Source organism: Parvularcula oceani (assembly GCF_000733125.1).
GTDB classification, from domain to species: domain Bacteria; phylum Pseudomonadota; class Alphaproteobacteria; order Caulobacterales; family Parvularculaceae; genus Parvularcula; species Parvularcula oceani.
Map to the genome: position 1 here is coordinate 22,563 of NZ_JPHU01000021.1, position 9,500 is coordinate 32,062.

Here is a 9,500-nt window from a genome sequence, read left to right on the forward strand (position 1 = left end):
CCGCGTTCTTGGCCAGGATCCCGCCCTTCGCGGTCGCTGCCATGTCCGTCCCCTCTGGTTAAGCAGGCGTCGCCGCTCCGTGGCTGATGTAGCCCGCAATGCGCGGCGCGCCTCTCGCGTAGCCTTGGGCGAGATCCGGAAGCGCGAACCCCGCGCGCCTGAGTTCACTCGGCACGTCACGGGTCAGATGGCAGCCGCCTGCGAGGGGGCCCCAGACCGGCTGCACGCGACGCTGCCAACGCCGCACGCCCTCGTCCGGCGCGAGCCCGTGCTCGGCGAACAGTAGCCTGCCACCGGGCCTCGTGACGCGCCGGATCTCCGACAGCGAGGCACCGAGGTTCGGCACGGTGCAGAGAGTGAAGGTGACGAGCACCGTGTCCACGCTCGCATCGGGCAGGGGGATCGCCTCGGCTCCCGCACGGACTGATTCGGCAGTGATTGCGCTCCGCCGCATCCGATCGTCGGCGAGACGGCTGATCGCCTCGTTCGGTTCCAACGCGAAGAGGCGGTCCACGCGGGACGCATCGTAGTGGGGCAGGTTGAGGCCCGAGCCGAAACCGACCTCAAGCACCGTGCCCCCCGCCTGGGGGACGACCGCCGCGCGGTAACGTTCGACCTGGCTCGCACCGCAGGCGAGGTTGACGAGGCGGGGCTCGACGTGACGCCCGTAGAACCCCATGCTCTTTACCTCACGACCCGATGTCCCGCTGGCAAAAGCCCGCTGGCCAATCGATCTTCCCGTCCGCATCGTAGGCCGACGAGGCGGGGGCGTAAACGTCCTTTCCCGTGGCGGTCACGAACTCCCAAACGAAGTTCAGGAGGAAGCCGAAGAGTGCGACAGTGACTTCGGGGATGTCGAAAACCGACCGTCTTGCTGTCATATCAGCCTCCTTCGACCGTCCGGTGGCCGCTTGCCTTCCAAGCCTTCATCGAGCCGAGATAGACGTCGACGTCGCTCCAGTCGTTCCGCAGCAGGACGGAGGCAGCGATCGTGGCACGCGCACCGCTTCCGCACATGACGGTGACGGGCGCGTTCTTCGCGAGGCTCTCTGCCGCGTCCGGCAGCTTACCGACATAGGCATGCTCGGCGCCTTCGACGTAGCCAGCCTCGAACTCGTCGACCGAGCGAACGTCGAGGAGCGTCCACCGATCGGGGCGCTGATCGACGCGCTCGCCAACAGCCTGTGTATCGATGAGGGGGACCGACGCGAACGCTCTGTCCTTCGTCGCGACCGGTACGATGCCCACGTGGTAGCCGGTGACGCGGTCGTAGCCGATGCGGGCTAGGGTCAGGGCGGACGCTGCTGCCTGATCGGCATCGCGTGCGACGAGGACGATGTCGCGATCCGCATTTAGGAACCAGCCTGCGAAGGCCGCCAGCATGTCCGAGGGAATGCAGTAGGCGCCAGGAACATGGGCACCCGCAAAGTCGGCGATGCCGCGCACGTCGACGAGCTGCGTGTTGCCGAGATCGAAGAGCGCGCCCGGCGAGACGGGCGGTGGAAGCAGTTTGCGCGGGCTGCGTCCGCCGCCCTCGGCGTTGAGCCGCTCCATGAGGCGGAAGTAGGGGGGCTGGTAGTGGTTCTCCGCGACCTTGGCGTCGATGAAGGCCTCGCGATCCTCGATCTTGAGGCGGGGGTTGTTCGCCCGCTCGTGGCCGAGCGTCGAGAACTCCCGGTCCGCCATGCCAGAGCCGCAGACCGAGCCCGCCCCGTGTGCGGGGTAGAGGATCGTCTGATCGCCAAGCCCTAGGATTTTCCGTAAGCTGTCGAAGAGGAGCCCCGCCACTTCCCGCTTCCGGTCGGGGTAGAAGTCGGTCCGTCCAACATCGCCGACGAACAATGCGTCGCCCGTGAAGACGCCGACGGCACCGTCGGGGTAGGACGGATCGTGAAGCGCGAAGGACAGGCTGTCGTCCGTATGGCCCGGCGTCTCCAACACTTCGATCCGCGCGTCGCCGACCGCGAAGCTGTCTCCCTCACGGGCGGTGTCCGCGTAGACGACCGGGCGCTCGGGGTTCGGACCGTGCCAGACTTTGGCGCCCGTCAAGCTTGCCAGGGCCGGCGCGCCGGAGACGAGGTCTTCGTTCCGGTGCGTCTCGAAGATGTGGACGATCCGCATGCCGTTCCGGCGGGCAAGGTCGAGATAGGCCTCGATATCGCGGCGCGGGTCGATGACCGCGGCCTCGCCCCCCGAACCGAGGAAGTAGGACAGGTGGGCGAGGCCATCGGACTTGATCTTCTCTAGGATCATCGGTGCATTCTCCTATCGTCTCGTCAGGATCGATACTGGCGTCAGCTGCCCAGGTCGGTGAGGCGCAGATAGGGCCGCTGCTCGTCCCAGCCCTGCGGAAACTTCTTCTTCGCCTCGTCCGGTGTAACGGAAGGCCGGATGATGACCTTGTCGCCAGGGCGCCAGTCGGCAGGGCAGGCCACTTCGGCACTGTCGGTCGTTTGCAGCGCGTCGAGCACGCGAAGGATCTCGTCGAAGTTCCGTCCGACGGTCATCGGATAGGTCATCATCAGGCGGATCTTCTTGTTCGGGTCGATGATGAAGACCGACCGCACGGCAGCTGTGTCGCTCTCGTTAGGGTGGATCATGTCGTAGAGCTTGGCGATCTTGCTGTCGGCATCGCCAATGATCGGGAAGCGCAGATCGGTGTTCTGCGTGTCGTTCACATCCTTGATCCATCCCTGATGTTCTTCGACCGTGTCCGTGGACAGGCCGATCGGCTTGCAGTTCCGACTTTCAAACTCGGCGGCAAGCTGGGCGGTTCGACCCATCTCGGTGGTGCAAACCGGTGTATAGTCGGCAGGGTGACTGAAGAAGAACGCCCACTGATCGCCGATCCAATCGTGAAAGCTGATCGGACCGGTGGTCGTCTCGACCTGGAAGTCAGGGGCGGTGTCGCCGATGCGTAGGGTCATGGTGTGTTTCCTTTCTAGGTTCGGTGATGCTTAGGCGGCCGACGGCGAGGCTTTGCGCTGCCTGGTGAACTGGTAGGCGAGGACGCCTCCGTAGAGACCGGCGAAGAAGACGAGGCCCTGTACCGGCGCCATCGGAAGAACTGCGACGGCAGGACCAGGGCAGAGCCCTGCTAGACCCCAGCCGATGCCGAAGAGCGTGGAGCCTAGGACCAAGTCGCGGGTGATCTCGGTCTTGTCCGGCATGTGGAACTGAGCCGCCAACGTAGGAGAGCCGCGTCGGAGGACGAGACGGTACCCGACAAGCGTCACGCCGAGCGCACCGCCCATGACGAGGGCGAGGCTCGGGTCCCAAGCGCCGAAGAGGTCCAAGAAGGCGACGACCTTGGCTGGGTTCGTCATGCCGGAGACAATAAGGCCGCCGCCGAAGAAGCTACCGATGAGGAAGGCGGTAAGGAGCTGGCGCATGTCAGCCCCCGATCAGGTGGCGGATGAGCGCGACGGTCACGAAACCTGCGCCCATGAACGTCAGGACGGCCACGAGCGAACGCTTTGACAGCCGCGCCAGCCCGCACACGCCGTGACCGCTCGTGCATCCTGAGCCCAACCTCGTGCCGAAGCCTACAAGGGCGCCCGCGAGGAGGAGGAGAGGTAAGCCTGCTACGAAGCCAAGGTCCGGAACCGTGCCTGTCGCAGTCAGTACCGCGCTGGGTGCCAGCAAGCCCGCGAGGAAAGCAAGCGGCCAACCCCGATCGGCGCTGTCCCTTCCGAGGCCCCCGGCAATGATGCCGCTGATCCCGGCGATCCGCCCTAGCGACAGCATCAGCAGCACGGCAGCTAGGCCGATCATCGACCCGCCGATAAGCCCGCTGACGGGCGTGAACGTCGTTTCCATCATTCGGCTCCTCGAAACTTGACGCTTACGTAGAGCGGCGACTATGTAACGGCAACCACCCAGCTGAGGACCGCATGTTCGACGGAGACATTAGGGAGCCGACGCCAATCGCCCGGCTCGACGAGCCCGCGCCGCGCTTCGAGGCGCGCAGCACGACCGGGACCGTTCGTTTAGACGATCATCGCGGTCGCTGGATCATGCTTTTCGCCCACCCGGCGGACTTCACGCCGGTATGTACGTCTGAGTTCGTCGCGCTCGCGCGGGCGTCGGGCAATTTCCAAGCCATTGGTTGCGACCTGATCGGTTTGTCCGTGGACAGCGTTTACGCCCACCTCGCATGGTTGGAGCGGATCGAAGCCGACTTTGGCATACGCCCGGCCTTCCCGCTGATCGAGGACCCCTCCCTCGCGATCTCCCGCGCGTATGGGATGGTCCATCCGGGCGCGAGTACGACGGCCACGGTGCGGTCCGTGTTCGTCATCGATCCTGACGGCGTTTTGCGGGCGATGGTCCACTATCCCATAAACGTCGGGCGCTCGGTCGGTGAGCTTCTGCGCCTCGTCAAAGCGTTGCAGGCGACTGCTGACGGAAGAGGCGTCGCCGGTGAGGGGTGGCAGGAGGGAGACCCGCTGCTGACGCCCGCACCCGATACGGCGAGGGCTTTGTCTTCTGCAAAGGGCAGCAGCTGGTACGCTGGGGGCGCGTCGTGAGCACCGACGTTCTCGTGCGCCCAGACGAAATCGAAGCGCGCGCAGAGGAAGCCGCAGCGCTGCTCAAGGCGCTCGCCAATCCGCAGCGACTTCGCCTGGCTTGCGAGCTCGTCGAGGGCGAACGCGGCGTCGGCGAACTCGAAGAGCTGACAGGCATACGTCAGCCGACGCTGTCCAAGGAACTCGGCAAGCTGCGCGAAGTTGGGCTGATCGAGGGTCGCCGCGAGGCGAAGGCCGTTTTCTACTCCCTCGTGGAGCCGCGGGTTGTCGTCATCCTGGCCGCTCTCTGCGGTCGGGGCTTGCCGCCAGCGCCGCCCCCGCCGCGGCGCGATGCAGTCCGCGAGCAGGGCAGCATCTTCGCTCGAATACTTCCGAACACGAACTGACAGGAGCTGAACCCGTGTCAGCGACGACCATTCCCTCGCTTCCCGCGGCCGTAGAAGATTACGACTTCGGCAAGCCCGCCGTCGAAGCCTTCTTCGACGAGCCGACGAACACGGTCTCTTACGTCGTCTACGACGCCGATGCGAAGAGGGGCGTCGTCATCGACAGCCTACTCGACTTCGACGCGAAGGGTGGGCGGACGACGACGGAGAGCGCGGACAAGATCTTGGACTTCATCGCCGCGAAGCGGCTTGAGATCGACCTGATCCTGGAGACGCACGTCCACGCGGATCACCTCTCCGCTGCGCCCTATCTGAAAGAAAGGCTCGGCGGGCGGATCGCCATCGGCTCGCACATCCGGCAAGTGCAGTACGTCTTCGGCAAAGTCTTCAACGCCGGCACCGCGTTCCAGCGCGACGGCAGCCAGTTCGACGTGCTTTTCGAAGACGGCGATACCTTCGCGGTCGGCGCTTTCCAAGGGGTCGCGATCCACACGCCCGGTCACACGCCCGCTTGCATGTCCTACCTGATCGGCGACGCGCTGTTCGTCGGCGACACGATCTTCATGCCGGACTTCGGCTCGGCGCGGGCGGACTTCCCTGGCGGTGATGCGAGGACCCTCTACCGCTCGATCCGCAGGCTGTTCCAGCTGCCGGACGAGACGCGGATGTTCCTCTGTCACGACTACAAGGCGAAGGGCCGCGACCACTACGCTTGGGAGACGACGGTCGGCCAGCAAAAGCGCGAGAACATCCACGTTCGCGGCGGCGTCACGGAGGAGGAGTTCGTCAAGATGCGGACGGAACGCGACGCGACGCTGTCCATGCCCATGCTCATCTTGCCGTCCGTGCAAGTGAACATGAACGCAGGACACCTGCCGGACCCCGAGGACAACGGGCAGCAGTATCTCAAGATCCCGTTGAACGCACTCTGAGGGGATGAGTGTGGTGCTGGGGCAGGCAAGGCGACGGGATGTCCTGCCGATCCTGGGGTGGGCGCGTCAGTACCGCGCGCAGACACTGGCGAATGACAGCCTCGCCGCCGTCATCGTCACGATCATGCTCATCCCGCAATCGCTCGCCTACGCGCTCTTGGCGGGCCTGCCGCCGGTGGTCGGGCTCTACGCCTCTATCCTGCCGCTGATCGCCTATGCCCTCTTCGGCACCAGTCGCACGCTGGCGGTCGGTCCGGTGGCAGTCGTCTCGCTAATGACCGCCGCAGCCGTGGGGCAGGTCGCCGAGCAGGGGACTGCCGGGTACTTGGCCGCCGCGATCATGTTGGCGCTTCTTTCCGGCGGCATCCTCGTCCTCATGGGACTCTTCCGGCTGGGCTTCCTCGCCAACTTCCTTAGCCACCCGGTCATCTCGGGCTTCATCACCGCGTCGGGCATCATCATCGCGGCGAGCCAACTCAAGCACATCCTCGGTGTCCCCGCCGAAGGCGACAACCTGCTCGAAGTCGCCTCGTCACTCTTGGCCCATCTCGGCCAGATCAACGGACCGACCGTCATCATCGGGGTGACTGCGACGGCCTTCCTCTTCTGGGTCCGCGAGGGCCTCGCGCCGCTCCTCGAACGCGCAGGGCTCCCGAACCGCGCAGCGGCAATGACCGCGAAGGCGGGGCCGGTTCTGGCCGTCGCCGTTACCATCGCCTTCACCGCCGCGTTGCGCCTTGACGAGCAGGGCGTCGCCATCGTCGGCGACGTGCCCGGCAGCTTGCCGCCGCTCGCCGTGCCTGCTTTCGATTTGGGCCTCGTCCAGGAACTGATCGGGCCCGCACTCCTCATCTCGATCATCGGCTTCGTCGAATCGATCTCGATCGCGCAGACGCTCGCAGCGAAGCGGCGCCAACGGATCGATCCGGACCAGGAGCTGATCGCGCTCGGCGCCGCAAACCTCGCGAGCGGCTTCTCTTCTGGCTACCCGGTCACGGGCGGCTTCGCGCGATCGGCCGTCAACTTCGATGCGGGCGCGGAGACTCCGGCTGCCGGCGCCTTCACGGCCGTCGGCATCGCGCTCGCCGCGCTGTTCCTTACGCCGCTGCTGACCTTCCTGCCGAAGGCGACGCTCGCTGCGACCATCATCGTCGCAGTTCTGTCCCTCGTGAACATCAGCACGGTCCGGGAGACCTTCCGCTACTCGAAAGCGGACGCGGCCGCGATGATCGCGACGATCCTGGTCACGCTAGGGGCGGGAGTCGAGGCCGGGGTCGTCACCGGCGTAGTCCTTTCGATCCTGTTGTTCCTCTACGCGACGAGCCGTCCTCACATGGCTATCGTCGGCCTGGTCCCGGGCACAGAGCACTTCCGGAACATAGACCGCCACGAGGTCCGCTGCGGCCAGAGAGTCCTGACTCTCCGCGTCGATGAAAGCCTCTACTTCGCCAACGCCCGCGGGCTGGAAGACACGATCTACGACCTTGTCGCCGCCAACCCGAACATCGAGCACTTCGTCCTGATGTGCCCCGCCGTGAATGCGATCGACGCAAGCGCCCTGGAAAGCCTCGAAGCGATCAACGCGCGGCTGCGCGATGCCGACGTCACCTTTCACCTGTCGGAAGTGAAGGGGCCGGTCATGGACCGTCTCGAACGGTCCCATTTCCTGAAGAATCTGACGGGGAATGTCTTTCTGAGCCAGTTTGAAGCGATGAAGCGCCTCGAACACGAGGCGGTGATCATTCCCCAAGGCACTCTGGAAAAGTCTTATCGTCATGACAGTTCGTATGCGAAAGCCACCGAGACGGGAAAATACGATGTAATGAATTCGGAATGATATAAGCAAACATTCGCAGTAATAGAATACATATATGTTTTAGAAACGTATAACAGCACTGCGAAAGAGGGGTCGTGAAGAAATCGGATTGGACGCGAGAGGGGTCTTGCATGCCGAAAAGCGCTTCGAGGGCCGAGAACCAAGCAGGCTTGATAGGCGTTTCTGCAGTGATGCGAACGGAGATGACATGACGATAGTGAGAGATCCTGCGCCAGACGCTACTTTCGCTCTGCTGCGCGACGGCTACGAGTTCGTTTCCAATCGTGCGAAACGTTTCGGTACCGACGCCTTCGAGACGAGGCTGACACTGCGTCCCGTCGTCTGCACGGTCGGTCGCGAAGCGGCGGAAATGTTCTACCACTCCGGACGCTTCACCCGCCAGGGCGCGATGCCCGTCACCGCACTCACGCTCCTGCAGGACCGCGGCAGCGTGCAGGCGCTGGACGGCGAGGACCATCGGGTCCGCAAGGCCACGTGGATGCGAATGGCCGCATCGGATGAAGCCGTGGAAGATCTAAGCACGAGGTTCCGCGTGTGTTTGCGAGATCGGATGGCCAAGTGGAGCGAGGCGCCGACCGTTCTTCACAGCCAAGCACGCAGCGCGTTGGCAGAAGCCGCATGCGGGTGGGCTGGCGTTACGAGTGACGAGGCTTCCCTGCGCAAGCGCGTGGCCGAGCTCGGCGCCATGATAGACGGCGCCGGGTCTATCGGTTTCGCACAAGTCAAGGGTCAGGTTCTGCGGCAGCGCGGGGAGCGGTGGGCGCGCCGTGTCATGGCGAGTGCGCTGAAGGATCCCACTTCCGTCCCGCCCGGTTCCCCGGTACGAATGCTTGCTGAACATAGGGACGCGGATGGGAAACGTCTCGACGTCCCGTCCGCCGCCGTGGAACTCTTGAACGTGCTTCGACCGGTCGTCGCTGTCGCGCGCTACGTCGTCTTTGCGGCTCTCGCCCTCCACCAGCACCCCCAGTGGCGTGGGCGGTTGAAGGACGATGCAGCGCTCGTCCGTCCCTTCGTTCAGGAAGTCCGGCGGCTGTCGCCCTTCTTCCCGTTGATCGGCGGGCGTGTCTTAGAGCCCTTCAGTTGGCGGGGCCGCCGCTTCGACGAAGGAGATTGGGTCGTTCTCGACATCTACGGCACGAACCGCGATCCGCTCGTGTGGGAGGAGCCTGAAGTGTTCAACCCAGAGCGCTTCATTTCCCGCGAGCCCAACGCCTATGCGATGGCGCCTCAGGGCGCGGGATCTTATCAAGCTGGCCACCGCTGCCCGGGAGAACGTGCAACCGTTGCTCTGATCGAGGAGGCCGCAAGCGCGCTTGTGCGTGTCGAATATGAAGTTCCGCCCCAAGATCTCAGTATCAGCCTGACGAAGATGCCAACTCTACCCAAGAGCGGGTTCGTCGTACTGGGTTCTAAAACCGCGAGCCACGCGGTCTCTTGAAGGCGATCGTGAATTCCGCTCTTCATCTGAAAGACAGCAATGACGTGTGCGCTTTTCAAATCGTCTCGTGCAAGGTTCTCGCTACGTCACCTTTTCTACTCGATGTGATGCGCGTCTTCTGGGTGGGTAGCTAGTAGACAACGTTGAGCGGAACCGCACAACGATACCACGAGAGGAGTGATGTAATGATCAGTAGGCGATTATTAATCGAAAGTGCTGCCATGGGCGTGGGGGGCGTCGCGGTAGCCGGTTTCAGTGCGCAACTCCTTCGTGAAAGCAGCGAAGCTAGGAGTCTGTCGAAACCCAGAGCTACTCCTCTCAGAGTACCGGATCTCTATGCAGGTGAGCTCCGAGGTGGTCGGCGGAGCTTCGATC

Annotated in this window: 11 protein-coding genes; 5 read left to right on the top strand and 6 right to left on the bottom strand. The window is 64.2% G+C overall.

All coding sequences use genetic code 11. The features are described from left to right. Positions 1–58: 58 nt before the first annotated feature. Genes IE88_RS0115550 through IE88_RS0115575 form a run of 6 tightly spaced genes read right to left on the bottom strand, consistent with a single transcriptional unit; the run spans position 59 to position 3,822 of the window. Positions 59–679: a class I SAM-dependent methyltransferase gene (locus IE88_RS0115550; protein WP_031556292.1), complete on the bottom strand. Its 621-nt coding sequence runs from the start codon at positions 677–679 to the stop codon at positions 59–61. Positions 680–689: 10 nt separating this feature from the next. After that, on the bottom strand, positions 690–881 hold the full coding sequence (locus IE88_RS0115555) for a hypothetical protein (protein WP_031556294.1): 192 nt from the start codon (positions 879–881) through the stop codon (positions 690–692). 1 nt (position 882) lies between these two features. Then, on the bottom strand, positions 883–2,253 hold the full coding sequence (locus tag IE88_RS0115560; RefSeq protein ID WP_031556302.1) for an MBL fold metallo-hydrolase: 1,371 nt from the start codon (positions 2,251–2,253) through the stop codon (positions 883–885). Positions 2,254–2,294: 41 nt separating this feature from the next. After that, positions 2,295–2,927, bottom strand: a complete 633-nt coding sequence (locus tag IE88_RS0115565) for a peroxiredoxin (RefSeq protein WP_031556304.1) — start codon at positions 2,925–2,927, stop codon at positions 2,295–2,297. Between the two features lie 30 nt (positions 2,928–2,957). After that, the gene (locus IE88_RS0115570; protein ID WP_031556306.1) at positions 2,958–3,392 is read right to left on the bottom strand and encodes a DUF6691 family protein; all 435 of its coding nucleotides are present in this window, start codon (positions 3,390–3,392) and stop codon (positions 2,958–2,960) included. Position 3,393: 1 nt separating this feature from the next. Then, a complete protein-coding gene (locus IE88_RS0115575; protein WP_031556308.1) occupies positions 3,394–3,822 on the bottom strand; it encodes a YeeE/YedE family protein in 429 nt (142 codons plus the stop codon). 71 nt (positions 3,823–3,893) lie between these two features. On the opposite strand from IE88_RS0115575, the gene IE88_RS0115580 reads away from it, so the two are divergent. The 5 genes from IE88_RS0115580 to IE88_RS0115600 all read left to right on the top strand — a co-directional run bounded on the left by IE88_RS0115580 (position 3,894) and on the right by IE88_RS0115600 (position 9,125). After that, positions 3,894–4,529: a peroxiredoxin gene (locus tag IE88_RS0115580; RefSeq protein ID WP_031556310.1), complete on the top strand. Its 636-nt coding sequence runs from the start codon at positions 3,894–3,896 to the stop codon at positions 4,527–4,529. Beyond that, a complete protein-coding gene (locus IE88_RS0115585) occupies positions 4,526–4,915 on the top strand; it encodes an ArsR/SmtB family transcription factor (RefSeq protein WP_081871740.1) in 390 nt (129 codons plus the stop codon). The genes IE88_RS0115580 and IE88_RS0115585 overlap by 4 nt, the downstream gene beginning before the upstream one ends. A 14-nt stretch (positions 4,916–4,929) precedes the next feature. After that, a complete protein-coding gene (locus tag IE88_RS0115590; RefSeq protein WP_036767513.1) occupies positions 4,930–5,847 on the top strand; it encodes an MBL fold metallo-hydrolase in 918 nt (305 codons plus the stop codon). 13 nt (positions 5,848–5,860) lie between these two features. Further along, entirely contained in the window at positions 5,861–7,684 is a 1,824-nt protein-coding gene (locus tag IE88_RS0115595; RefSeq protein ID WP_202900527.1) for a SulP family inorganic anion transporter, read from the top strand. A 187-nt stretch (positions 7,685–7,871) separates the two neighbouring features. Next, positions 7,872–9,125, top strand: coding sequence for a cytochrome P450 (locus IE88_RS0115600; protein ID WP_031556318.1), 1,254 nt, complete (start codon positions 7,872–7,874; stop codon positions 9,123–9,125). Positions 9,126–9,500 lie beyond the last annotated feature (375 nt).

What these genes read in the sequence shown, in the direction of transcription:
- IE88_RS0115550 (WP_031556292.1), bottom strand. Translation starts at nt 679, where the DNA reads ATGGGGTTCTACGGGCGTCACGTCGAGCCCCGCCTCGTCAACCTCGCC.
- IE88_RS0115555 (WP_031556294.1), bottom strand. Translation starts at nt 881, where the DNA reads ATGACAGCAAGACGGTCGGTTTTCGACATCCCCGAAGTCACTGTCGCA.
- IE88_RS0115560 (WP_031556302.1), bottom strand. Translation starts at nt 2,253, where the DNA reads ATGATCCTAGAGAAGATCAAGTCCGATGGCCTCGCCCACCTGTCCTAC.
- IE88_RS0115565 (WP_031556304.1), bottom strand. Translation starts at nt 2,927, where the DNA reads ATGACCCTACGCATCGGCGACACCGCCCCTGACTTCCAGGTCGAGACG.
- IE88_RS0115570 (WP_031556306.1), bottom strand. Translation starts at nt 3,392, where the DNA reads ATGCGCCAGCTCCTTACCGCCTTCCTCATCGGTAGCTTCTTCGGCGGC.
- IE88_RS0115575 (WP_031556308.1), bottom strand. Translation starts at nt 3,822, where the DNA reads ATGATGGAAACGACGTTCACGCCCGTCAGCGGGCTTATCGGCGGGTCG.
- IE88_RS0115580 (WP_031556310.1), top strand. Translation starts at nt 3,894, where the DNA reads ATGTTCGACGGAGACATTAGGGAGCCGACGCCAATCGCCCGGCTCGAC.
- IE88_RS0115600 (WP_031556318.1), top strand. Translation starts at nt 7,872, where the DNA reads ATGACGATAGTGAGAGATCCTGCGCCAGACGCTACTTTCGCTCTGCTG.